This window comes from Haemophilus sp. HN_Hi08 (genome assembly GCF_049824455.1).
Taxonomy (GTDB): domain Bacteria; phylum Pseudomonadota; class Gammaproteobacteria; order Enterobacterales; family Pasteurellaceae; genus Haemophilus; species Haemophilus influenzae_D.
The window spans coordinates 273,901-300,288 of record NZ_CP187493.1; the positions used below are offsets into that span (position 1 = coordinate 273,901).

Annotated in this window: 21 protein-coding genes; 4 read left to right on the forward strand and 17 right to left on the reverse strand. The window is 39.4% G+C overall.

Going from position 1 to position 26,388, the window contains the following annotated elements; all coding sequences use genetic code 11:
* Positions 1-21 precede the first annotated feature (21 nt).
* On the forward strand, positions 22-573 hold the full coding sequence (locus ACPT8O_RS01370) for a TIGR00645 family protein (protein ID WP_005632696.1): 552 nt from the start codon (positions 22-24) through the stop codon (positions 571-573).
* 131 nt (positions 574-704) lie between these two features.
* On the opposite strand, the gene rraA is transcribed toward ACPT8O_RS01370, so the two are convergent.
* Together rraA and menA are read right to left on the reverse strand one after the other, a co-directional pair.
* Positions 705-1,193, reverse strand: a complete 489-nt coding sequence (rraA, locus tag ACPT8O_RS01375) for a ribonuclease E activity regulator RraA (protein ID WP_021034614.1) — start codon at positions 1,191-1,193, stop codon at positions 705-707.
* 51 nt (positions 1,194-1,244) lie between these two features.
* Positions 1,245-2,156, reverse strand: a complete 912-nt coding sequence (menA, locus tag ACPT8O_RS01380; protein ID WP_021034613.1) for a 1,4-dihydroxy-2-naphthoate octaprenyltransferase — start codon at positions 2,154-2,156, stop codon at positions 1,245-1,247.
* A gap of 61 nt (positions 2,157-2,217) precedes the next feature.
* Here menA and tsaA point away from each other — a divergent pair, with 61 nt between their 5' ends.
* Positions 2,218-2,937: a tRNA (N6-threonylcarbamoyladenosine(37)-N6)-methyltransferase TrmO gene (gene tsaA / locus ACPT8O_RS01385; protein WP_021034612.1), complete on the forward strand. Its 720-nt coding sequence runs from the start codon at positions 2,218-2,220 to the stop codon at positions 2,935-2,937.
* A 52-nt stretch (positions 2,938-2,989) separates the two neighbouring features.
* Here tsaA and tehA read toward each other — a convergent pair whose 3' ends face one another.
* The 9 genes from tehA to ACPT8O_RS01430 all read right to left on the reverse strand — a co-directional run bounded on the left by tehA (position 2,990) and on the right by ACPT8O_RS01430 (position 18,792).
* On the reverse strand, positions 2,990-3,934 hold the full coding sequence (gene tehA / locus ACPT8O_RS01390) for a dicarboxylate transporter/tellurite-resistance protein TehA (protein ID WP_041175265.1): 945 nt from the start codon (positions 3,932-3,934) through the stop codon (positions 2,990-2,992).
* Between the two features lie 194 nt (positions 3,935-4,128).
* The gene (rpoC, locus tag ACPT8O_RS01395) at positions 4,129-8,379 is read right to left on the reverse strand and encodes a DNA-directed RNA polymerase subunit beta' (RefSeq protein ID WP_021034610.1); all 4,251 of its coding nucleotides are present in this window, start codon (positions 8,377-8,379) and stop codon (positions 4,129-4,131) included.
* 207 nt (positions 8,380-8,586) lie between these two features.
* The gene (gene rpoB / locus ACPT8O_RS01400; protein ID WP_005658026.1) at positions 8,587-12,618 is read right to left on the reverse strand and encodes a DNA-directed RNA polymerase subunit beta; all 4,032 of its coding nucleotides are present in this window, start codon (positions 12,616-12,618) and stop codon (positions 8,587-8,589) included.
* A gap of 383 nt (positions 12,619-13,001) precedes the next feature.
* On the reverse strand, positions 13,002-13,691 hold the full coding sequence (rplA, locus tag ACPT8O_RS01405; protein WP_005649467.1) for a 50S ribosomal protein L1: 690 nt from the start codon (positions 13,689-13,691) through the stop codon (positions 13,002-13,004).
* Between the two features lie 4 nt (positions 13,692-13,695).
* Positions 13,696-14,124, reverse strand: a complete 429-nt coding sequence (gene rplK / locus ACPT8O_RS01410; RefSeq protein WP_005627653.1) for a 50S ribosomal protein L11 — start codon at positions 14,122-14,124, stop codon at positions 13,696-13,698.
* A 172-nt stretch (positions 14,125-14,296) separates the two neighbouring features.
* Positions 14,297-15,013: a purine-nucleoside phosphorylase gene (gene deoD / locus ACPT8O_RS01415; protein WP_005651974.1), complete on the reverse strand. Its 717-nt coding sequence runs from the start codon at positions 15,011-15,013 to the stop codon at positions 14,297-14,299.
* Positions 15,014-15,096: 83 nt separating this feature from the next.
* Positions 15,097-16,350, reverse strand: a complete 1,254-nt coding sequence (locus ACPT8O_RS01420; RefSeq protein ID WP_061725095.1) for a NupC/NupG family nucleoside CNT transporter — start codon at positions 16,348-16,350, stop codon at positions 15,097-15,099.
* Positions 16,351-16,450: 100 nt separating this feature from the next.
* Positions 16,451-17,239, reverse strand: coding sequence for a 4Fe-4S cluster-binding domain-containing protein (locus tag ACPT8O_RS01425; RefSeq protein ID WP_105872832.1), 789 nt, complete (start codon positions 17,237-17,239; stop codon positions 16,451-16,453).
* Between the two features lie 8 nt (positions 17,240-17,247).
* The gene (locus tag ACPT8O_RS01430) at positions 17,248-18,792 is read right to left on the reverse strand and encodes a YjjI family glycine radical enzyme (protein ID WP_094037826.1); all 1,545 of its coding nucleotides are present in this window, start codon (positions 18,790-18,792) and stop codon (positions 17,248-17,250) included.
* Positions 18,793-19,007: 215 nt separating this feature from the next.
* Between ACPT8O_RS01430 and ACPT8O_RS01435 the strand changes: the two genes are divergently transcribed.
* On the forward strand, positions 19,008-19,664 hold the full coding sequence (locus ACPT8O_RS01435; RefSeq protein WP_005658016.1) for a YczE/YyaS/YitT family protein: 657 nt from the start codon (positions 19,008-19,010) through the stop codon (positions 19,662-19,664).
* Here the strand turns inward: ACPT8O_RS01435 and ACPT8O_RS01440 are convergent.
* From ACPT8O_RS01440 to ACPT8O_RS01455, 4 genes are all read right to left on the reverse strand, one after another.
* Positions 19,620-20,660 carry a glycosyltransferase family 9 protein gene (locus ACPT8O_RS01440; protein WP_021034607.1) on the reverse strand — a complete coding sequence of 347 codons (1,041 nt, stop codon included), beginning with the start codon at positions 20,658-20,660 and terminating at the stop codon, positions 19,620-19,622. The two genes, ACPT8O_RS01435 and ACPT8O_RS01440, sit on opposite strands and share 45 nt — an antisense overlap.
* A gap of 67 nt (positions 20,661-20,727) precedes the next feature.
* On the reverse strand, positions 20,728-21,807 hold the full coding sequence (gene fbaA / locus ACPT8O_RS01445) for a class II fructose-bisphosphate aldolase (RefSeq protein WP_021034606.1): 1,080 nt from the start codon (positions 21,805-21,807) through the stop codon (positions 20,728-20,730).
* Between the two features lie 111 nt (positions 21,808-21,918).
* Positions 21,919-23,079: a phosphoglycerate kinase gene (gene pgk / locus ACPT8O_RS01450; RefSeq protein ID WP_021034605.1), complete on the reverse strand. Its 1,161-nt coding sequence runs from the start codon at positions 23,077-23,079 to the stop codon at positions 21,919-21,921.
* Positions 23,080-23,174: 95 nt separating this feature from the next.
* A complete protein-coding gene (locus ACPT8O_RS01455) occupies positions 23,175-23,957 on the reverse strand; it encodes a ribonuclease T2 family protein (protein WP_021034604.1) in 783 nt (260 codons plus the stop codon).
* Positions 23,958-24,033: 76 nt separating this feature from the next.
* Here ACPT8O_RS01455 and ACPT8O_RS01460 point away from each other — a divergent pair, with 76 nt between their 5' ends.
* Positions 24,034-24,294 carry a YfhL family 4Fe-4S dicluster ferredoxin gene (locus ACPT8O_RS01460; protein ID WP_041175264.1) on the forward strand — a complete coding sequence of 87 codons (261 nt, stop codon included), beginning with the start codon at positions 24,034-24,036 and terminating at the stop codon, positions 24,292-24,294.
* A 138-nt stretch (positions 24,295-24,432) separates the two neighbouring features.
* Here the strand turns inward: ACPT8O_RS01460 and ACPT8O_RS01465 are convergent, their stop codons facing one another.
* Positions 24,433-25,653 (reverse strand): aromatic amino acid transport family protein, encoded by a 1,221-nt coding sequence (locus tag ACPT8O_RS01465; RefSeq protein ID WP_021034602.1) that lies wholly within the window; start codon positions 25,651-25,653, stop codon positions 24,433-24,435.
* Between the two features lie 36 nt (positions 25,654-25,689).
* Complete coding sequence (locus ACPT8O_RS01470; protein ID WP_041175263.1) at positions 25,690-26,271, reverse strand: thymidine kinase; 582 nt, start codon at positions 26,269-26,271, stop codon at positions 25,690-25,692.
* Between the last annotated feature and the right edge of the window lie 117 nt (positions 26,272-26,388).

The window sequence follows — 26,388 nt, forward strand, 5'->3', positions numbered from 1 at the left end:
TTAATTTAGGAATAAAATCTTATGGAAGAAAACAAACCTGTTGATCCTTATGCGAAATATAACGAACAATCGAATATTATCGCGAAAATAATTTTTGCTAGTCGCTGGTTGCAAGTGCCGATTTATTTGGGCTTGATTGTAACCCTTGCAATCTACTCTTATAAGTTTATCAAAGGCTTATGGGAGTTAGTGATTAATGTAAATGATATGGATTCCAACACAATTATGTTAGGCGTGTTGAATTTAATTGATGTTGTGATGATCGCAAACTTGCTTGTGATGGTAACTATCGGTGGCTATGAAATTTTTGTATCCAAATTGCGTACGCGTAATCACCCCGATCAGCCTGAATGGATGAGCCATGTAAATGCGACTGTATTGAAGGTTAAACTTTCTATGTCTATTATCGGCATTTCATCTATCCATATGTTGCAAACTTTTGTGAATGCAAGCAATATGCCAGAGAAAACGATGATGTGGCAGTTATTGTTGCACTTGGGCTTTTTAGTATCGGCAATTGCTTTGGCTTATACGGACAAAATTTTGTATAGCACGAGCCATAAAACGCATTAAAAATTTACCGCACTTTTAACCCCGTTCAAATTGAACGGGGTTTTATATATCATATAGTTATAATTTAATTTTTTAGTATGATATACAGTCTAGAATGGGAAAGCTTAAATAAGATGCTAATCAAATAGAAATTAATCTTCTAAATCTAGAGGCTCTTGCGAAAGTATAATTCCTGTCAGATCTGCGTAAATATAATCTTCTGGGAAAAAGGTTACGCCACCAAAATTCACAGGGATATCACTTTCTCCAATACTGCTTTCATCTGCACTAACTGGAATTGGCGCAAGGGCATGAATACCAATATCGAGGTTTTCTAATTGCTGAATTTGGCGTACTGCACCATATACAATAATTCCTTCCCAACCATTATCAACGGCAAGTTGAGCCAATTCCGCATCAATCAAACCACGGCGTACCGCACCACCGCCATCAACGACAAGCACTCGACCTTCGCCGTTTTCTTCTAATACTTCAGCAATTAATCCATTACTTTCAAAGCATTTTACCGTAGTGACTTTACCGTAAAAATGACTTACGCCACCAAAGCTTGAAAAAATTGGCTCCACGACATCCACTTGTTCTGCATAAAGATCGCAAAGTTCTGAAGTATCAATAAACATAACTTTCCCCTATAGATTGTTGAAATTTTGTTTGCTTTAGTATATGCCGATTTAGCCGATAAGCAAGCCTAAACTAAACAAGATATTGATTAATAACGAAATCATAGACATTTGAGCCAACATTGGACGCAATTCACTTGGCTGCTGACTGCGATACACAAAGATCGCGTGTTTAGCTAACAATGGCATTGCTAATACAAATAAATAATTTATCCAAGAAATGGCCGTTGCCACCGCAAATGCTAAATAACATAGGGCCGCCACACTTAATAAAATACAATGATGAACACGCCCTTTATACGCACCTAAACGGACGGCTAGGGTATTTTTGCCAGCTTTTGCATCCTGTTCAATATCGCGTAAATTATTGATATTTAATACCGCACTTGCCAATAAACCGGAGCCAATAGCAGGCAAAATAATGTGGCTATCAATACTGTGAGTTTGCAAATAATAAGTGCCGCCAACGCCAAGCAAACCAAAAAATACCAATACAGAAATATCGCCCAATCCCATATAGCCATAAGGTTTTGCGCCAACAGTGTAAGTAATGGCTGCAACAATAGCTAAAATGCCAAGCCCAGCGAAAGCGAATAAATCGGAGAGGCTTTGATAAGCGGTTCCAATCAAGAAACTTCCTGAAAGAAAACTTGCCACCACCATTAAAATTAATCCCCATTTCAGTTCTTTTGCTGAAATGGCGCCTTTTTGAATGCCACGTAATGGCCCAATACGTTCTTCAGTATCTGAACCTTTTTGATGATCCCCATAATCATTGGCAAAATTAGAAAGTACCTGTAATAAAATTGTCGTGAGTAAACAAAGCACCATTACAAGCCCATTAAAACCTTGAGGATTCGCCCAATAACCTAATGCCGAACCTGTAAAAATCGATGCCAACGCTAAGGGCAAAGTTTTTGGTCGAGCCGTTTCCCACCACATTTTCAATTTTTCATTTGTCATTTTTTTTGACCGCACTTTTGATTACAATAGACCGCGTATTCTACACTAAGACACCCAATTTATGAATGATTTAACCTTATCGCCCATCGCCATTATCCACACGCCTTATAAAGAAAAATTCTCCGTACCACGCCAACCTAATTTAGTTGAAGACGGAGTAGGCATTATAGAACTCTTACCGCCGTATAATTCGCCTGAAGCTGTGAGAGGATTGGAACAATTCAGTCACCTTTGGTTAATTTTTCAGTTCGACCAAATCCAACAAGGAAAATGGCAACCCACCGTACGCCCTCCGCGCTTAGGCGGTAATCAACGCGTTGGCGTGTTTGCTTCACGCGCAACTCATCGCTCAAATCCTCTCGGTTTATCCAAAGTCGAATTACGTCAAGTAGAATGCATCAACGGTAACGTATTTCTCCATTTAGGTGCGGTGGATTTAGTGGATGGCACGCCGATTTTCGATATCAAACCCTATATTGCCTATGCGGATAGTGAGCCAAATGCGCAATCGAGCTTTGCCCAAGAAAAACCACCAGCAAAACTGACAGTTGAATTTACCGAACAAGCCAAAAGTGCGGTAAAAAAACGAGAAGAAAAACGACCGCACTTAAGTCGTTTCATTCGCCAAGTGCTAGAGCAAGATCCGCGTCCAGCCTATCAACAAGGTAAACCGAGTAATCGTATTTATGGAATGAGTTTGTATGAATTTAATGTGAAATGGCGAATTAAAGCGGGTACGCTTGATTGTGTAGAAGTAATTGAAATAGAAAAAGACAAATAGATGGAATATATAATTAAGGCAGGTAATCCCTGCCTTAGTTAATTTAAATGTCTTATTTTAGGAAAAATTGCCCTTTAGCTAATTTAATAATTGTCATTAGAACTAATAAGCCAATCATTACATTTGAGAAAACAAAGGCAAAAATAGACACACCTTGTAAAACATTGCCATGATAGAAAGCGGTAGCACTGTTTGCCATAGACGCTAATCCGAATGAGAATCCCCATAAGCCAATGTTAAGTCCTTTTTCCACAATCCAAGGGAATAATCGCAATAAGAAAAATAATTGCAAAAATCCATATCCCCAAAGGATTTTAACTAAAGTATCCACTTCGCCATGATTGAGTGACAAATAAGCGGATACACATACAAACGAAGGCGCTAAAACAATCCCTATGGTGGCTCTAAATTGTGACTCAAGAGATGAAATACGTAAATGTTGTAATAATACAGGTTCAAAAATAATCCAAGCAATCATTCCTGCGCCAAAGAATAAGTAGCCTAAATCGTTGTAGCCAAGTAATGCTAATGAACTTGCACTGGTAAAATTAGCAGCTACCGCAGGCAAATAAAACGGAGGACGAGTAGATTTTTGCTCAAATACACCACCTTGCCATAATTCACTGACACGTAATGTTGAGAAAAGTAATTGACCAATCGTTCCAATCCAAATTAAAACTTCAGCAATTAAAGGATTCCAACGATAAAGAATATCGCCTACCAACATAGTTGTAATAGGAATCAATGCAATAAAGGAAAAACGAACTGGGCTATGATACTCTGCACGAACTTCCTCAAAGTAATAACGAAGTTTATACGCATACATTAAAATAAATAAAATCCAGACCGCACTTGCTACAATGCCGAGAACATCACTTACCATTCGCACAGCAGGAAATAAGTTTTCTAAATGAAGCCAAGCTAAAGATAAGGCTGCCAAACCAAGAGGAATACCGAAATATCCCGTTGGAATAGGGAAAGGTTTAGTTGTATTCATAATATGATCCTTATTTTGAAAAATCTGAGCAAAGTGTAACATAACTATCAACAACAGACTTTTCTAAAAGTCTCAAATGTTTGTGAAATTTCTATGGAGAAACATACTTGTTGTTCTGGAATAAAACCTCTACCCATTTTCATAAAAATAAAAAACCCGAACTTTCATTCGGGTTTTCTTATACAGGGAATTAATTATTCCGCATCATCTGCCATATTAAGCATTTCAGCTAAGCTTGCACTTGCATCATCTGCAGTCATGACAAATTCATCAGCGATAGCAGCTTCATCTTCTTCAGATAATTTTGCTACGACATCATCAACTAAACGATGTTTGTGACGATTTTGATGATACGCAAAACCTGTACCTGCTGGGATTAAACGACCTACGATTACGTTCTCTTTCAAGCCACGTAATTCATCGCGTTTACCAGCTACTGCTGCTTCGGTAAGAACACGCGTGGTTTCTTGGAACGATGCTGCGGAGATAAAGGATTCAGTCGCAAGTGACGCTTTAGTAATACCCAATAATTCGCGTTCAAATTCAACTGGTGGTTTACCTTCTGCTTCACGTTGGCGATTAACAATTTTCACGCGAGCCACTTCTACTTGTTCCCCTTCTAGGAATTCAGAGTCGTAAGCTTTGGTAATTACTGCTTTACGTAACATTTGACGAACGATAACTTCAATATGTTTATCGTTGATTTTTACCCCTTGTAAGCGGTAAACATCTTGTACTTCGTTCACGATGTATTCAGTTACTGCACGCACGCCACGTAAACGTAAAATATCGTGCGGTGTTTCAGCACCATCAGAAATTACATCGCCACGTTGTACCATTTCGCCTTCAAATACGTTGAGCTGACGCCATTTTGGAATCATTTCTTCGTAAGTTTCGCCTTCCACAGGAGTAATTAATAAACGGCGTTTACCTTTGGTTTCTTTACCGAAAGATACGATACCAGAAATTTCAGCCAAGATAGCGGGTTCTTTTGGTTTACGTGCTTCAAATAAATCCGCAACGCGTGGTAGACCACCAGTAATATCTTTAGTACCCACAGATTCTTGTGGAATACGTGCTAATGGTTCCCCTACTTTCACTGCTGCGCCATCGTCTAAACTTACGATTGCTTTACCCGGTAAGAAGTATTGTGCAAGAACATCAGTTTCAGGTAAGAAAATATCGTTGCCATTTGCATCAACTAATTTAATGGTTGGACGTAAATCTTTACCCGCAGTTGCACGTTCCCCTACATCTTGAACGACGATTGATGATAAACCTGTTAATTCATCAGTTTGACGAGTCACAGTTAATCCATCAATAATGTCTACAAATTTCACAAAACCAGATACTTCAGAGACAACTGGCATTGTGTGTGGATCCCAATTTGCGATAGTTTCGCCAGCCGTTACATCTTGACCGTCACCTTTGCTTAACACCGCACCGTAAGGCACTTTATAGTGTTCTTTAGTACGACCAAATGCATCGGTAATAGTTAATTCCGTGTTACGAGAAGTTAATACTAGTTTTCCTTCATCGTTAGTGACGAATTTTGCATTCATTAAATGCACCGTACCAGTGTTTTTAATTTGCACACTAGATTCTTTCGCTGCCGCAGATGCCGCACCACCAATATGGAACGTACGCATTGTTAGCTGTGTACCCGGCTCACCGATAGATTGAGCGGCAATAACGCCCACCGCTTCGCCTTGGTTAATTAAATGACCACGAGCAAGATCACGACCGTAACATTTCGCACACACGCCAAAGTTAGTATTACAAGTTACAACAGAACGTACTTTTACGCTGTCCACAGAGTTTGCATCCAACACATCACAGAGTTTTTCATCTAATAACGTGTTACGAGGAATTAATACTTCTTCTGTACCTGGTTTTAAAATATCTTCTGCAGCAACACGACCTAATACTAATTCACGAAGTGGCACTTTTTCATCTCCACCTTCGATTAATGGGGTCATTACTAAGCCTTCGTGCGTACCACAGTCATCTTCTACAATCACTAAATCTTGTGCTACATCAACTAAACGACGAGTTAAGTAACCAGAGTTCGCTGTTTTTAATGCGGTATCCGCCAAACCTTTACGCGCACCGTGGGTTGAAATAAAGTACTGTAATACGTTCAAACCTTCACGGAAGTTCGCTGTAATTGGGGTTTCGATGATCGAGCCATCTGGACGTGCCATCAAACCACGCATACCAGCTAACTGACGAATCTGCGCTGCAGAACCACGCGCACCAGAATCCGCCATCATAAAGATACTGTTAAAGGATGCTTGTTTTTCAGGATTACCTTCGCAATTGATGACTTCTTCTTGAGATAAGTTTTCCATCATCGCTTTCGCTACGCGCTCATTCGCCGCAGCCCAAATATCGATTACTTTATTATAGCGTTCGCCTGCAGTCACAAGACCTGATTGGAATTGTTCTTGGATCTCTGCCACTTCTTCTTCCGCTGCAGAAATAATTTCATATTTCTTCGCTGGAATTTCCATATCATCAATACCAACTGATGAACCAGAACGTGCCGCATACGCAAAACCGGTATACATAATTTGGTCAGCAAACATTACCGCTTCTTTTAAGCCTAAACGACGATATGCTTCGTTAATCAGTTTAGAAATAGCTTTTTTACCTAATGTTTGGTTAAACAATGAATAAGGCATACCTTTTGGTGCAATCATCCATAAAATCGCACGACCAATAGTTGTATCGGTTAGCGTGATTTTCGCATCAAATTCGCCCGCTTCATTTTTCACATATTCAGTAATACGCACTTTCACGCGAGAATGTAATTCTGCTTCGCCTGTACGATATGCTTTTTCAGCTTCGCGAGGATCTTGCAATAACATACCTTCGCCTTTACCGTTCACTTTTTCGCGAGTCATATAATAAAGACCTAATACCACGTCTTGTGATGGAACGATAATTGGATCACCGTTTGCTGGTGAAAGCACGTTGTTAGTGGACATCATCAACGCACGAGCTTCTAATTGCGCTTCAAGGGTTAATGGAACATGTACCGCCATTTGGTCACCATCGAAGTCCGCGTTAAACGCTGCACAAACAAGTGGGTGTAATTGAATCGCTTTACCTTCGATTAAGATTGGTTCAAAGGCTTGGATACCCAAACGGTGAAGTGTTGGCGCACGGTTCAATAGAATTGGGTGTTCACGAATAACTTCTGCAAGAATATCCCAAACGATCGCATCTTCACGCTCAACCATTTTCTTCGCCGCTTTGATTGTCGTTGCATAACCACGGCTTTCTAATTTCGCATAGATAAACGGACGGAATAATTCCAAGGCCATTTTCTTCGGTAAACCACATTGGTGTAAGTGCAAGTATGGACCTACAGTGATTACAGAACGACCAGAGTAATCAACACGTTTACCTAATAAATTTTGACGGAAACGACCTTGTTTACCTTTGATCATATCCGCTAATGATTTTAATGGACGACGGTTAGAGCCCGTAATTGCACGACCACGACGACCATTATCTAATAAGGCATCAACAGATTCTTGTAACATACGTTTTTCGTTACGCACAATAATATCTGGTGCAATTAAATCTAATAAACGTTTTAAACGGTTGTTACGGTTGATCACACGACGATATAAATCGTTCAGATCTGAAGTCGCAAAACGACCACCATCAAGTGGTACTAATGGACGTAAATCTGGTGGAAGAACTGGCAATACCGTCATAACCATCCATTCTGGCTTATTACCAGATTGAACAAATGCTTCTAATAATTTCAAGCGTTTAGTGATTTTTTTACGTTTAGTTTCAGAGTTAGTTTCTTGTAATTCTTCACGTAATTTTTCACATTCAGCTTCAAGATCCATACCTTTTAATAGATCTTGGATGGCTTCAGCACCCATTTTCGCTTCAAATTCATCTTGCCAACGATCTTCAGCGTCAAGATATTGTTCTTCAGTTAATAATTGACCGCGCTCTAAATCCGTCATACCTGGTTCGGTCACGATGTACATTTCAAAGTAAAGTACACGTTCGATATCACGCAATGGCATATCTAAAAGTAAACCGATACGAGATGGTAACGATTTTAAGAACCAAATATGCGCAACTGGCGATGCAAGTTCAATGTGACCCATACGTTCACGACGAACTTTAGTTTGGGTAACTTCAACACCACATTTTTCACAAATCACACCACGGTGTTTTAAACGTTTATATTTACCACATAAACATTCGTAATCTTTTACAGGCCCGAAGATACGTGCACAGAAAAGGCCATCACGTTCAGGTTTGAACGTACGGTAGTTAATGGTTTCAGGTTTTTTCACTTCACCAAATGACCAAGAACGGATCATATCTGGGGAAGCTAACCCAATTTTAATCACATCAAAATCTTCACTGGTTTTTGACTGTGCTTTTAAAAACTTAACTAAGTCTTTCACAAATGTTCTCCTGTCGGAGTTAAAGGTTTAAAGTGCGGTTAAAAAATCTCGGAGAATTTTGACCGCACTTCGGCGATTTATTGTTTCGTCATTCTTTCTCTTCGCTCCCCCTGTTTACGGGGGGAGCTGCCGCAGGCTGAGGGGGGAATTGCCCCCTTCCGCCCTTTGGGCACCTTCCCCCGCAAGCAGGGGAAGGCAAGAATGAAATTACTCTTCATCTAACTCGATATTTAAACCAAGTGAGCGGATTTCTTTCATAATTACGTTGAAAGATTCTGGTGTGCCTGGGTCCATATGTTGGTTGCCACTTACGATATTTTTATACATCTTCGTACGACCATTCACATCATCGGATTTCACAGTTAGCATTTCTTGTAAGGTGTAGGCTGCACCATATGCTTCAAGAGCCCATACCTCCATCTCACCGAAACGCTGACCACCAAATTGCGCTTTACCACCCAATGGTTGTTGTGTAACAAGGCTATAAGAACCTGTTGAACGAGCGTGCATTTTATCATCAACTAAGTGGTTCAATTTGAGCATGTACATATAACCCACGGTTACTGGACGTTCAAATTTCTCGCCAGTACGACCATCGTAAAGGGTAATTTGACCTGAAGTTGGTAATCCACCAAGTTTTAATAGCTCTTTAATTTCCGCTTCGTCTGCACCATCGAACACTGGCGTTGCAACTGGTAAGCCCTTACGTAAATTTCCCGCTAAACGCAATACTTCTTCATCAGTAAAGGTGCTTAAATCCACTTTTTGTGAACCATTACCTAATAAATCGTATGCTTTTTGGATATAGCTACGTAATTTTTCCACTTCTTGTTTTTGTTTAAGCATTGCATTGATTTGATCACCAATACCTTTTGCTGCTAAACCTAAGTGAGTTTCAAGGATCTGACCGATGTTCATACGAGACGGTACGCCCAGTGGGTTTAATACGATTTCAACTGGCTGACCATTTTCATCGTATGGCATATCTTCAACTGGGTTAATTTTCGAGATAACACCTTTGTTACCGTGACGACCCGCCATTTTATCGCCTGGTTGGATTTGACGTTTCACTGCAAGGTAAACTTTAACCACTTTTAATACGCCCGGTGCAAGATCATCGCCTTTAATGATTTTCTTACGTTTCACTTCAAGTTTATGTTCAAACTCTTTACGAAGTTCTTCGTATTGCTCAGCAAGCTGTTCTAATTGATTTTGTTTTTCTTCATCTGCAATGGTTTGTTCTAACCATTTAGTACGCTCTACTTTATCTAATTGCGCTGCATCAGCACCACTAGAAATAAGAAGATTACGCACACGAGCAAATAAACCAGCTTCTAAAATCTCTAACTCTTCAGTTAAATCTTTTTTCGCTTCACGAAGTTGCATTTCTTCGATTTCTAATGCACGTTTATCTTTTTCTACGCCATCACGAGTGAAGACTTGAACATCAATAACCGTACCTGATGTACCATTTGGCACGCGTAATGAAGAATCTTTCACATCGGAAGCTTTTTCCCCAAAGATTGCACGTAACAATTTTTCTTCTGGGGTTAATTGCGTTTCGCCTTTAGGGGTTACTTTACCTACTAAGATGTCGCCACCTTTAACCTCAGCACCGACATAAACGATACCAGATTCATCAAGTTTACTTAATGCAGACTCCCCTACGTTTGGAATATCTGCCGTAATTTCTTCTGAACCTAATTTAGTATCACGCGCAACACAAGATAACTCTTGAATGTGGATGGTAGTAAAACGGTCTTGTTGAACAACACGTTCAGAAACCAACATTGAGTCTTCAAAGTTATAACCATTCCAAGGCATAAACGCCACACGAATGTTTTGACCCAATGCAAGTTCGCCCAAATCAGTTGAAGGGCCATCTGCTAATACTTCGCCACGATTAATTGGATCGCCTAAATTCACACAAGGAATTTGGTTAATACAAGTATTTTGGTTAGAGCGGGTGTATTTAATTAAGTTATAAATATCAATACCTGCTTCGCCTGCAATGGTTTCATCTTCATTTACTTTAATCACGATACGAGACGCATCGACGTACTGAACGGTACCACCACGTTTTGCAACAACCGCAACACCTGAGTCAAGTGCAATTGGTTTTTCCATACCTGTACCAACTAATGGTTTATCCGCACGTAATGTTGGAACTGCTTGACGTTGCATGTTCGCCCCCATCAACGCACGGTTCGCATCGTCATGCTCAAGGAATGGAATTAATGCAGCCGCAACAGATACCACTTGTTGTGTGGAAACGTCCATATAGTGAATATCTTCAGGTTTATATAAACCAGATTCGCCACGTTCGCCACGAGCAGTAACAAATGCATCTGTAAAGCGGTTATTTTCGTCTAAGTTTGAGTTTGCCTGTGCGATGATATAGTTTGCTTCATCAATTGCAGATAAATATTCAATTTCTTCAGTAACTTGACCATCAACCACTTTACGATATGGTGTTTCTAAGAAACCATAATCATTAGTACGTGCAAACGCAGAAAGTGAGTTGATCAAACCGATGTTTGGACCTTCAGGGGTTTCAATCGGACATAAACGACCATAGTGAGTATTATGTACGTCACGCACTTCAAAGCCTGCGCGCTCACGCGTTAAACCACCCGGACCTAATGCAGAAATACGACGTTTGTGTGTCACTTCTGACAATGGGTTGTTTTGATCCATAAATTGCGAAAGCTGTGAAGAACCAAAGAATTCTTTTACTGCCGCAGAAATCGGTTTCGGGTTAATTAAGTCTTGTGGCGTGATTGCATCTAAATCGCCTAAAGATAGACGTTCTTTGACCGCTCTTTCAACACGCACTAAACCGATACGGAATTGGTTTTCAGCCATTTCGCCCACGCTACGGATACGACGGTTACCTAAATGGTCAATATCGTCTACTTCGCCACGACCATTACGGATGTCAATCAATTTACGCATTACCGCGATAATATCTTCATTGCTTAAAATACCCGTACCTTCCCCTTCTGGAAAAGCTAAAGAACGGTTAAATTTCATACGACCTACTGCAGATAAATCATAACGCTCTGCAGAGAAGAATAAATTATTGAATAACGCTTCTGAAGATTCTGGTGTTGGTGGCTCGCCAGGGCGCATCATACGATAGATTTCATAAAGCGCACTGGTTTTATCATAAGTTGGATCAACACGTAGCGTTTCAGAAATATATGGACCGTAATCTAAATCGTTAGTAAATAGAGTTTCGATTGTGGTGTAACCAGCTTGTGCTAATTTTGCGAGGGTTTCTAACGAAATTTCGCCATTTGCAGGACAAATAATTTCGCCAGACTCTAAATCAACATAATCTTTAGATGCAACTTTACCTAAAATATATTCAGAAGGCACAACCACTTGTGAGATATTATCTTTTTCTAATGCTTTGATATGACGTGCGGTAATACGACGACCACGTTCAACATAAACTTTGCCATTTGCTTCAATATCAAAAGAAGCTGTTTCACCACGTAAACGTTCTGGCACTAAAGTCATTAACAATTTATCGCCAGCGATTTCAAAGGTAATTTTATCAAAGAATAAGTTTAAGATTTCTTCAGTGGTGTAACCTAATGCACGAAGAATGATTGTTGCCGGTAATTTACGGCGACGGTCAATACGTGCAAATAAGTTATCTTTTGGATCAAATTCAAAATCTAACCAAGAACCACGGTAAGGAATAATACGTGCGTTATAAAGCACTTTACCTGAAGAATGGGTTTTACCTTTGTCAGAATCGAAGAATACGCCTGGACTACGGTGTAATTGTGAAACGATAACACGCTCGGTACCATTAATTACGAAAGTACCGTTATCAGTCATTAATGGGATTTCGCCCATATAAACTTCATTTTCTTTAATATCTTTAACTGCGCGTGAAGAAGATTCTTTATCGTAGCTCACTAAACGTAATTTTACACGTAAGCCTGCTGCATAAGTTGAGCCACGAATTTGGCACTCACGTACATCAAATTCAGGTTCTTCTAAACGATAATCTACATATTGTAATTCTGTATAGCCATTATTGCTTACAATCGGGAATACAGAACGAAATGCCGCTTCTAAACCTTGCTGACCTTCAGGATCTTTTTGAATAAATTTATCAAAAGAATCTAACTGAATGGTTAATAAATAAGGAACATTTAAAACTTGCGGACGTTTACCGAAATCTTTACGAATTCGTTTTTTTTCAGAATAGGAGTAACCCATTGGTTTTCCTCTGCTAACTGTTCAGTGACCTAGCCACAAACTAACTGTGACGTGAATGACCGTTAAAATGACCGCACTCTGAACCTTACTTCTATAGTGGGGTGACAACTCAAATTACATAGGACGACAACTTGAGCAAAACAACGACAAATAACGGTGAATTTGTCATTGTATGGATGTGCTTTCTATCAAAAACACGGTTAAATTAAACAATAAAAGGTCAAAATTGATTAAAAATCAATCTAAATCTTTGCTAATTTTAAGGCGGTAAATTCTAAATGAATGTAGCTTTCTCGTCAAGTTTAAAACGTATGGATAAATTTTATGAAATAAAAAAACCGCACTTTCAAAAAGTGCGGTTTAAAATCTATCAATTCTTTAAATTATAAAGAAGCTTGATCAACAGCAACACCTGCACCCATAGTGGTAGAAATGCTTACTTTCTTGATGAAAATACCTTTAGCAGTAGTTGGTTTTGCTTTATTTAAAGCAGCCAATAATGCTTGAAGATTTTCTTTTAATTGAACTTCAGAGAAGTTTGCTTTACCGATAGTGGTGTGGATGATACCGTTTTTATCATTACGATAACGGATCTGACCAGATTTAGCATTTTTAACTGCTTCAGCAACGTTTGGAGTTACAGTACCAACTTTAGGGTTTGGCATTAAACCACGTGGGCCTAATACTTGACCTAATTGACCAACAACACGCATTGCATCAGGAGAAGCGATAACAACGTCAAAGTTCATTTCGCCTTTTTTGATTTGCTCTGCTAAATCTTCCATACCGACTAAATCAGCACCAGCTTCTTTAGCTGCATCTGCGTTAGCACCTTGAGTGAACACAGCCACGCGTACTTCACGACCAGTACCGTGTGGTAATACAGTTGCACCACGAACGTTTTGGTCTGATTTACGAGGATCGATACCTAAGTTTACTGCAACATCAACGCTTTCTACGAATTTAGCCGTTGCGAATTGTTTTAATACCGCAATCGCTTCGTTAATTTCGTATGCTTTAGTAGAATCTACGCCAGCTTTGATTGCTTTCATTTTTTTAGTCAATTTAGCCATCGTATTATTCCTCCACCACTAAGCCCATTGAACGAGCAGTACCAGCGATTGATTTCATTTTGGTTTCGATAGACGCGCCAGTCATATCTGCTGCTTTAGTTTCAGCGATTTGACGAACTTGATCTAAAGTTACTTTACCCACTTTATCTTTGTTCGGTTTACCAGAACCAGATTTGATACCTGCAGCTTTTTTCAATAATACTGCTGCTGGTGGAGTTTTAGTGACGAAAGTAAATGAACGGTCTGCATATACAGTGATAACAACTGGAATTGGTAAACCTTTTTCTAAGCTCTCAGTACGAGCGTTGAATGCTTTACAGAATTCCATGATGTTCACACCTTGTTGACCTAATGCAGGACCAACTGGTGGTGATGGGTTTGCCATACCAGCTGCAACTTGCAACTTAACGTAGGCTTGGACTTTTTTTGCCATTTTAGTTTTCCTCTAATTGGGTAATAACGCTATTAAATAGCTCCCCGATAATTTTTAGTGCAAAATTCATTGCACCACACAAAAATATGAGCCGCGAACGGCTCACAATGGGCGCGGATTATATAAAAAGTGCGGTTGTTTTTCAAGCACTTCTTAAATCTGCTAGAAGATATTATTGTGCATCACCAATTAATACTGAATCCAATGCAATTTCAATCATATCATTGAATGTTAATTGACGTTCTTCTGCTGTGGTTTGTTCATGTGTACGAATATGGTCAGACACAGTACAAATCGTTAATGCTTTCACACCATATTCTGCAGCCACACCATAAATTCCAGCAGCTTCCATTTCCACGCCTAAGATGCCGTATTTTTCCATTACATCGAACATTTCAACATCAGGTGTATAGAATAAATCAGCGGAGAATAGGTTACCGACACGAACGGCTTTGCCTTTTGCTTTTGCAGCTTGAACTGCGGCTTGTGCCATATCGAAATCAGCAATAGCTGCAAAGTCGTTATCTTTGAAACGAATACGGTTTACTTTTGAATCAGTACATGCACCCAAACCGATAATCACATCGCGCACTTTTACGTCCATACGAACAGCACCACAAGACCCTACACGGATGATTTTTTTCACGCCATATTCAGTAATTAATTCTTTCGCGTAAATAGAGCAAGATGGGATCCCCATTCCGTGTCCCATAATAGAAATTTTACGACCTTTGTAAGTTCCAGTAAAACCAAGCATATTACGAACATTCGTTACTTCAACTACATCTTGTAAAAAAGTTTCTGCAATGTATTTTGCACGAAGTGGATCGCCAGGCATTAAAACAACATCAGCAAATGCACCTTCAGGCGCGTTAATATGTGGAGTCATAATTTTTCCTTAATTTTTGATAATGAATAAAAATGAATAAAGTGCGGTCATTTTTACCGCACTTTTTAATTGATTAAGATAAATTAAAGTGCTGCAGCACCTAAGCCGATAAATAAACCAGCAATAGTTGCACTCATTAAGTTAGCGAGAGTACCAGCGATAACGGCTTTGATACCTAAACGAGCAACATCACTACGACGGCTTGGAGCCATACCACCTAAACCACCGATTAAGATTGCAATTGAGCTGAAGTTAGCAAAACCACAAAGCGCGAAAGTAATAATAGCTTTGGTTTTTTCAGTTAATACAATCGCAGAATCTGGTTGTAAATATTTTGCAAATTCAAGATAACCCACAAATTCATTAACCGCTAATTTCATCCCGATCATTTGTCCTGCAATACCTGCTTCAGCACCATCTGTTACACCGATTAAGTATGCTAATGGTTTGAAAATTAAACCAAAGATAGATTGTAACGTTAAGTCGCCGTAGCCAAACCAGCCACCAACGCCACTTAAAATACCATTAATTAATGCAATTAAACCAACAAATGCGATTAACATTGCACCTACGTTTAATGCAAGTTGCATACCTGCAATCGCACCGCCCGCCATTGCTTCAAGTACGTTAGTTGGTTTTTCTGAATCATTGTCTTCTGGTTGTTTATCTGTGAATTGTTCAGTTTGTGGGAACATTAATTTCGCAAATAATAAACCTGCTGGCGCTGCCATAAATGATGCTGCGATTAAGTATGTCAATGGCACGCCCATTCCTGCGTAACCCGCCATTACTGAACCCGCAATAGAGGCTGTTCCACCTACCATAATGGCAAATAATTCAGATTGGGTCATATTTTTAATGTAAGGGCGAACAACTAATGGTGCTTCAGTTTGACCAACAAAAATATTCGCAGCCGCTGACATTGATTCTGCTTTTGACGTACCCAATGCTTTTTGCAATGCACCACCTAATACTTTAATCACGACTTGCATAATGCCGAGATAGTAAAGCACAGAAATTAAGCCAGAGAAGAACACGATAATCGGTAATACTTTCACTGCAAAAATGAAACCGGATGGTTTACTTGGATCTGCCAATCCGCCGAAAACGAAATTAATCCCGTCGTTACCATAGGCAATAACGTTAGATACCATATCCGCAGCGGCACCCAACGCCTGTTTACCTGCTGGCACATATAAAATAAGGGCGGCAAATCCTACTTGGATTGCTAACGCCCCCATTACGGTTCGAATACTAATCGCTTTACGATTATTGGACAGTAACACGGCAATAGCGATTAATACGACCATTCCCAAAATGCTGCTTAACACACTCATTTTTGATTCCCCTAGATTAGTTAAGTTAATAAAATTCGGCTTATTCTACTTGTTTTCTTATGAAAAGTCGGCGAATTTTCACCGCACTTTTTGTAAACGTCTATAAAATAGTCAAAACCTTGTTAATTCCACATTGACGTGCATAAGTAGCTAGGGCATTAGTTTCTTCCACACTTGGAATATATGCTGATAACCCTGATTCATCACGCGCACCTTTACTATGCACACGGATAATTTTTAATGCCACGTCTGGATAATTTCGTAGTAGTTGAGCAACTTTGCTCACTAAATGTTCCGCATCAAAAAAATGCTTCAAAAAAACCAACCGCACTTCTTCCACTTTATTTAATGGCAATAAGGTAGCTAAATTTTGCAAATTCCGCTCCAGTTTGTCGTTTTTTATATGTAAACGTTCTGGCATCACTTGCTGTGGTACGATTCCTGCTTGATTTTTCCGATCGAAACAAAGTGTTTGCAAGCCAACCCCCTCTCCTTTCAGATCGAATAAAAATTTGTCAGTAACATCTATTAACGAACGAATACGATCAAATTCAAAAAAGCCACTACTATCCAAATAACAAGTCAATCCTTTTGAACGTAAAGCCTTAAAGAGTGGCACAAGTTTTTTGTGATGAATAGTGGGTTCTCCACCAGAAACCGTTACACCTCGAATAAAGGGCGTAGCTTCCATCACTTGATCACATAAGTACTGTAAACTGACTAATTTTGCACTTTCCGTATAACGTGGAATGGTTTCTGGATTATGGCAATACAAGCAATTTAGTTTACAGCCTTGTAAAAAAATACTGGTACGATTGCCTTGCCCTTCTACATTTGAAAACGGAATAATCCGATGCAACGGCACAAAAATCTCAGAAAGTGCAGTCATTTTTTCAATTATTTTTCAGCAATGACATCTTTCTCATCGCGTAATTGGCGATCAAACACGTTGGCACATTCATCCGTACCCGAGCCATACCAAGTTGTATCGCGTAATGCGACTTCGCCTTTGCGATATTTTTCAACTTCGCTTTTCTTCACTAAATAACCTGTAACACGAATTAAATCTGTATTTTTCAAATAGGTGGTAATGTAGCGATAACCTAAGGAAAATGCACCATCAATAATATCTACCACCGCATCGCAGTGATCTACATAGGTTTGATCAAAGGCGAATAAATCCCCTGTACCAGATGGGAAATATTTATGGAACGGTGCAGACTGTTTCAAATGCGCAAGTAAAGTCGGTTCTTCGCCTACACGAATACGATGCGCTGGTGCGTTGCGTTTGTCTTCTTCGTGGTTGCTTGCGCCCACTTGTGCGTGTAATAAATAACGATTGCCAGTGCGTTCGGCATAAACTCCTTCGTGCGCATCAGTAATTTCTTTCAATTTATCCATAATCGCTGTGGCAATGTCATCGCCACGAACGCTCTTACCAAAGGTTTCATTTAAGCCTTCACATTGCAATAAGTGATTTGTGGCATCAGCCAAGCCTACAATTGCGAACATCCCCGTAAAATTAGTACGTTTGATAAAGCCTTCTTTTTCGAGGAATGAACTGTTAAAGAAATTACTTTCTTCCACTACAAACTTATGGCGTTTATCCATCGTCGAAAGAGCACATTTTGCCACACGTGGTAATAATTCGTTTACCATTTCATCCGCACTTTTACAGGTGCGAGCAATTGTCCCTAGACGTAAACGCGTTAATGTATAAGCACCGCCACATTCAGGCAGTGCGTTATAGCAACTTGCTACGCCATATTCTTCACCAAGATCGGAAATATAGTAAGCATCGTTCGCAAAAGATGGTTTAGAAACTAATAAACAGGCTTTTGCTGCAAGTTCAGCAAACTCACGGCTCGTTTTGGATTTATCATAACGAATAGTCATATTCGGTGTTGGCGCTTCAAGCTCAATCACCGCGCGTAAAATCAAGCGACCCGCTTTCGTATCATAAGGTCCAATATTGGCATGACAGAATGAATCAGGCACAGTTTTGTCGATATGATTTAAGAAACGTTTAATTTTGATGTAGTCTTTTTCTTCATCAGTAATGAACGGTTCGAGCAATACATCAAGACGACCAACATAAACAGGATAAGTTGTAATGGATGGCACGTGGGAGTAAAGAATCAATAATCCATCAAGTGCCTCATCAAGATCTTTTGGTGGCGGCAGCTCTAAAAATTCGCAGCCTTTTTGGATATATACATTATAATCAGGCAGGATATAGCGAGGGCGATAAATCGCGTAACCTTCACATAAATCACAAATCATCTGATTCTGTAAAAAGCTCCATTCTTCATCGGTATAGCCAAGCAAATCGCGAGGATCAAATAAACGCTCAGCAATATTGCCTAATGTCATTAATTTTTGATGATAAGTCAGATTATTGGCTTTAACCGTATCGAGAATATCTTGAAGTGAAGCTAACATAACGTCCCCTTTAAAAATGGTTTTGTATTGTACGCAATGGTAACAAAATAGACAATTTTGAAAACGTGAGGAAGATCACAGTTTTAGAAAATAAACATTATGCAAACGGTTACTCAAAATAAATAATATGTTTTTGATATAAATGAACTGACAAAATTATTTCTGTTTTTGCGTCTTTCCTTTTATGATAAAACGGAACATAAAAGGTAATAAATATGAAGAAAAAAGCACGCGTTATCCCCCACACATCTTGGGCAGCCACATCATTATGGACAGTGCAATATAAAACCATTTCAATCTTACTTTTTGCTCTTTCTATTTTAGGTATTGGAGATGGGCTTATTGTATTATCAGGTTTAGGATCGACACCTTGGACTGTACTTTCACAAGGTATAGCAATACAGACAAATTTTGACATTGGCTGGTCATCTTTTTTAATTAGTTGCGCAGTAATGTTGGTATGGAAACCACTCAAATTACGCCTTGGGCTTGGGACATTATTAAATATTATCATTATTGCTCTATTTCTAGGGATCACAACAAAAATACTGACGCCGCCAACCGCACTTTTTTCACGAATGATCTTCTGTCTGATCGGTATATTACTCTATGGTTTTGGAACTGCCTTATATCTCACTTGTCACTTAGGCGCAGGCCCTCGAGACGGATTAATGGTTGGTATTTGCCAACGTTTTCATTTAAGCATCAACGTGGTACGCTCAAGCCTTGAAATCTCGGTTTGTTTACTTGGTTTTTTACTTGGAGGTGTCGTTGGCTTGGGTACTGTCCTTTTCGCCACTAGCATAGGCAGCGTTGTTCAATTCTTCTTAAATATTATTGCTCGTTTGCCACATATTCCGTATGAAAAGTGATATTTCAGCTAACGCATTGTCTATTGAAATTAACTCTAAATTCATTTGAGTCTCTTTTCCCGCAGGTGGGCAAAATGCAAGATGCTTATCTGCATCATTAATAGGCTTCCAACGTCTCGGCTGAGAAGAACGGCTATTTGGATAAAACCCAATGGTCGGAATATTAAAAGCGCTACTTAAATGCAATGGGCCTGTAGAACCTGCAATAAATAAATCCGCACAAGCCAAAGAATGAGCAAAATCCACTAAACCTTTATTCTTATCGTAAACAACTACGCGTAAATCATTCACAAGAGCTGCCAATTTATGGGCGTTTTCACTTTCGCCAGGCCCTGCTGTCAGCACAACATTGCAATCAAATTCAGCCAATAAGCCTTTAATTAAATCCGCATATTGCGCTAAAGAAAGATTCGTTGCTGAACCACCGGAACCACTATGCACAAAGATCCATTTTTTATTTGCGGAAAGCCCTAAACTCTCTTGCAAGAAAACACGCTGATTTTCCACCGCACTTTTCCCGAAAGTTAAATAAGGCGGTTTAGGTTCAACAATTGACATATTATGCTTTTGCAAAAAAGCCCGAACTAAGTCTTGATTGTATTCAGCCTCCGATTTTTCAGAACGAGAACGGCGTTGTGTTAAGCGGTGATTATAGAGAATTTGAACCCATTTAGTCGCAGGTGCAAGGCGATATTTAATCCCACTTTTCCAAGCAAGTTTTCCATTATGGGTATTAGAAAAGAAACTAATCATTCCATCAAACTGCTGCGCTTTGATTTCCTGCACAAGACGATTGAAATCCGTTTTATCATTTTTTTTGCTATCAATAATAACATCATCAATAAACGGACAAACTTCCGCTAGAGGTGCAGTGTAACTCGGCACAAGTGCGGTTAATTTTAAAGAAGGATTTGATAACTTCAACATTGCAAAAGCAGGCCATGCTTGCATAAAATCGCCTAATTTATCGTTACGAATAACTAAGATCTTTTCCATAATTTCTCCGCTAAAATAAAAAACCGCACTAATAAAGTGCGGTCGTATTTTATGTTATTTTTGTAGATTATAAAACATCAACACAGTTTAAGTCTTCGAAAGATTGTTCTAAGCGTTTAGACATAGATTCTTCCATTTTACGTAACCAAACACGTGGGTCGTAATATTTTTTGTTTGGTGCATCTGGGCCTTCAGGATTACCTAATTGACCTTGAAGATATGCTTCATTTGCTTTGTAGAAGTTCAAAATACCATTCCAAGACGCCCATTGCGTATCAGTATCAATGTTCATTTTGATTGCACCGTAGCCAATTGCTTCGCGGATTTCTTCGCGGCTAGAACCAGAACCACCGTGGAATACGAAATTAATTGGTTTCGCAGGAAGATTGCGTTCTTTCGCAACGAACTCTTGTGATGCACCTAAAATAGATGGTTTTAATTTTACGTTACCTGGTTTGTAAACACCGTGTACGTTACCGAATGCTGCAGCAACGGTAAAGTTAGGGCTTACTGGGCGTAATTGGTCATAAACATAAAGTACGTCAGAGGGTTGTGTATATAAACGTGATTCATCAACATCAGAATTATCTACGCCATCTTCTTCTCCACCAGTAATACCAATTTCGATTTCAAGGGTCATCCCCATTTTATCCATACGCGCAAGATATTCACGGCAAATCGCCATATTTTCTTCCATTGGCTCTTCAGATAAATCGATCATATGTGAAGAGAAAAGTGGACGACCGGTTTCTGCGAAATGTTTTTCGCCTGCATCTAATAAACCGTCGATCCAAGGTAATAATTTTTTCGCTGCGTGATCAGTATGAAGAATAACAGGCACACCGTATTCTTTCGCTAAAGTATGAACCTGTTTCGCACCAGCGATTGCACCAAGTACATCAGGACGAGTACCACTCGTTGGTTTGATACCTTTACCTGCATAGAAAGCTGCGCCACCATTTGAGAATTGAATAATCACTGGCGCTTTTACGCGAGCAGCAGTTTCTAACACAGCATTAACAGAGTCAGAACCCACACAGTTTACCGCAGGAATAGCAAAGTTATGCTCTTTTGCATAAGCAAAAACTTTTTGCACATCTTCGCCTGTTACAACACCGGGTTTCACGATATCTAATAATTTAGCCATACTTGTGTTTCCTTTTTTATGTTTAGCGAGACAAGCCCGCAATTTGAAGAATTTGTATTGATGATGGCATTTTTGATGCCACCATCAATATGTTATAGAGGAAAAGTGCGGTTAGTTTTTCGCACGTTTTTCAAGAATCTCTACTGCAGGTAATACTTTGCCTTCTACAAATTCTAAGAACGCACCGCCACCCGTTGAAATGTAAGAGATCTTGTCAGCAATACCGAATAAATCAATAGCCGCTAAGGTATCTCCGCCACCAGCGATAGAGAATGCATCGCTGTTTGCAATGGCGTGAGAAATAATTTCAGTCCCTTTACGGAAGTTAGGGAACTCAAACACGCCAACTGGGCCATTCCATAAAACAGTTTTTGCATTTTTGATAATTTCAGCCAATTGTTCTGCTGATTTATCGCCAATATCAAAAATAGATTCATCATCTTTCACTTCATTTACCGCTTTTTCTGTTGCTGCTGCCGTTTCAGAGAACTCTAAACCTACACGAACATCAACTGGCACAGGAATATCAGTGCTTTCTGCTAATTCTTTCGCAACTGGGATTAAATCAGCTTCATATAAAGATTTACCTACATTATGGCCTGCTGCCGCAATGAAAGTATTTGCAATACCACCGCCCACAATAATTTGGTCAGCGATTTTTGAAAGAGAATTTAATACTTCTAATTTAGTTGAAACTTTAGAACCACCAACAATAGCCACCATTGGACGAGCAGGTTCTTTTAATGCTTTACCTAATGCATCTAATTCAGCAGCTAATAATGGGCCTGCACAAGCAATTGGTGCAAATTCTGCAACGCCGTAAGTGGAAGCTTGAGCACGGTGTGCAGTACCAAACGCATCCATTACAAATACGTCACAAAGCGCGGCATATTTTTTACCTAATTCAGGATCGTTTTTCTTTTCGCCTTTGTTTACGCGTACGTTTTCTAAAACAACGATTTCGCCTTCTTTAACCTCTACGCCGTTTAAATAATCTTGTTCTAAACGCACATTGAAGCCTGCGTTTTTTAAGTAATCAACAACTGGCTGTAAAGAATCTTCTGGTTTGAATTCTCCTTCAGTTGGACGACCTAAGTGAGAAGTTACCATCACTTTTGCGCCTTTTTCTAAGGCTAATTTTAAAGTGGGAATGGTCGCACGAATACGCGCATCTGAGGTCACTTTGCCATCTTTTACTGGCACATTAAGATCTGCACGGATAAATACACGTTTACCCGCTAAATCTAAATCGGTCATTTTGATTACTGACATAATCTATCCTCTTGTTAAGTTAAAATTAAAATTGAAAACTTTTCGTATTATACCTACTTCGTGCTAGGTTGTAACGATTTAGATCAAAGAAATTCTTATTTGCTTTGGCAATTCATTACCTGCCATTTTTTATCATAACAAATAAATAATTCATTTCGACTTGCCTTCAAATACGCATTTTTTAATTGTGGATTATGTTGTTTCATCCAACCAAAAAGTTCATTACGGCTTAATTTTTGATTCGGTAATTTTAATGCGTTAAATAATTCCTGCTCCTTAGCAAAATATTGCTGGGCAGAATCAAAAGCACAACTACCGTGTTTTTCCCACTCGCCTTGCAATAATTGCTCGCTCGGAGAAATTGCCAAATATTGTGCTAATAAACCTTTTGGCAAAGCAAGTAAATCGCCTTTGCAAAAACGAGGATGATCTGAAACAACGCGAGCATTTGCATTTTGGGGCCATAATCCATGTACAACCCAACCAAAAGTGCGGTTATTTCCACATTGATATTGGGAGGATGCAGGCAACTGATCGCCATATTTTTCACGCTGAATATCACAAAATCCAGGCGACCAAGATAATGCCAACATATAATAATCGACTGGTGCCTTTGCATTTTGCCCAATATGATCATTGCGCATAATCACATCATAGTTTGCAAAAACATCTGGATTTTTTACCGCACTTTTTTCAATATCTGTCCGCTTTGTCTCAAATTGAGGCTCTAATTTAGGTTCAGGTGCTTTTGTTTGCTTAGCCTGTTCGATTACGGGAGAAGACGATTGATGTTTAGCTTTGGTTGGATCAGTAAAATATTGCCAAATTGCTAATACAACAAGGATAATAAGAGAAAGAATGGAAGTAAGTTTTTTCATAAATTTTGTTTAGTTTTTGTCAATCAAGTTTTTGTCAGCTATAATTCGCCGCTTTCAACTTCTATTAAGGATCACAATGGCATTACTCATCACTAGCAAATGTACCAACTGCGATATGTGCTTGCCTGAATGCCCAAACGAAGCCATTTCCATTGGCGATGAAATTTATGTGATCGATCCTGTACTTTGTACGGAATGTGTCGGCCACTACGACACGCCAACCTGCCAAAAAGTTTGCCCAATCACTAACTGCATTAAGCCCGACCCTGCACATCAAGAAACCGAAGAACAGCTTTGGGAACGCTTTGTAATGATTCATCATTCCGATAAGTTGTAGAAAATAACTTGCCTTCCCCTACTTGTGGGGGAAGGTGCCCGAAGGGCGGAAGGGGGCTTTCTATATATCCCCTCAACCTTCGGAAGCTCCCCTGCAAACAGAGGGAGAAAAGTGTTTTCTCTAGGGAAAAATCAAATATTATCCCGCTACGGCTGGTAAATATCCCCATTGAATTAAAAATGGAATAATCATAATCACGATGCCAATCAATAACGCAATCACCAAAGCAAAATTACCGCCAACAACACGATATGATAATGTTGGATTTTCAATACGTGTACGCCACGCCAAACCAATTGGTAAAATTAAGCAATAGAACGCACACAATAAACCTGCGTAACTTAATGCTGTAATAAATCCTTCAGGATAAAACAATGCAAACACAAGTGGCGGTAAAAATGCTGCAATGGTTAATACAAAGCGATTATTTGGCAAATGATAACGCTTGAATAAATCCCCCAATCCCTCAAATACACCAAGCATTACGCCTAAGAAAGAAGTGATCAGTGCAAGTGATGAAAACGCACGCACAACCTCTCCCATAAAATGCGAACCTGTGATTTCACGTGTTGCATTCACTAAGCCATTTAGGGTTGGATCGGCTTTTAAAATTCTCACAAATTCGCTTTGGCTTAATACACCGTGGGTTGCTAACTGCCATACAAGGTAAGCAGCTAATGGAATCGCAGTACCAATCAAAATGGCACGACGAAATTTATCAACACTTCCACCTAAGTAGCTATTTACACTCGCCATAATGACGTGGAAACCGAAAGAGGTAAAAAATATTGGTGCAGCAGAAACCACAAAAGCATAATCCAAAGGCAATGCCATTAAATTATCTGTTGCTACTTTTGGAAGCATCATAAATAGCACAAAAGCAAAGGCAATTAACTTACCAATAAATAACACGCGAGTTAAGCCATCCACGCCTTTTGTTCCTACAACCACAAAAGAACCTAATACCACCGTAAAAATAATAATCGCAGTTTTAAGTGAGATTGCGTCCATTCCAAAAGCCGTTGGCAAGCCTGAAAGCAAAGAGCCACCACCAGTAATATATGCAGCAGAAAGCGCATAAAGTAAAATTAACAAACTCAACGTTGCTAAAATTCGTCCCGAAACGCCAAAATATTTTTCAGCGAGGGTTGCGACACCGTCATCCAACTGATCCGCTGTTTGATACACTTCCACAAACAACAATCCACTGTAAACCAACAAAGCCCACAAGCCAACGAGCAATAACACGGTGTAACCAAAACCCATGCCCGCTGATGTAAGCGGCATAGCAAGCATACCTGCACCAATGGTTGTGCCTGCAATAATCAGCGCACTCCCAAATGTTTTGTTTTTTAGCATAAAATTGTCCTTATAATGTTGTGTTTAAAAACTAATTTAAATCTGTCCGCACTTTTCTTTATAGTGTAAACGGCAAACAGAAAGGTAAGAGTCATTGCCCCCAATTTGAATTTGCGCACCTTCTTTAATGACCTCACCTTGATCATTTAAGCGCAAAACAAAGTTAGCCTTGCGGCCACAATAACAAATTGTTTTTAATTCTTCGAGTTGATCCGCCCAAGCCAGTAAATATTTACTTCCTTCAAAAAGTTCCGCTTGGAAATCTGTTCGCAAGCCATAACAAAGCACAGGGATTTTGAATTTATCAACAACATCACTCAACTGGTAAACTTGTTGTTTGCTAAGAAATTGCGCTTCATCCACCAGCACGCAATGTACTTTTTCTTTTTTTATGTGTTCATTGATTTCATCAAACAAATTGGTTTCCGAGCGAAATAAAAAGGCATCTTGCGAAATACCAATACGCGATGTGACTTTCCCCACGCCAAAACGATCATCAATCGCAGCCGTATAAACTAATGTATTCATATCACGCTCACGATAATTATAGGAAGATTGTAGCAACGTCGTTGATTTTCCAGCGTTCATTGTGGAGTAATAAAAGTAGAGTTTTGCCATTTTTTTCCTTCATACCTAGGGTAGGTATACCCTAGGTTCATTTCAGTGTTATCCCTTTGGGATAAAGTGATTGTTCTCCAAAAGATAAGTTTATTACTATAATTAGCTGTGGATATA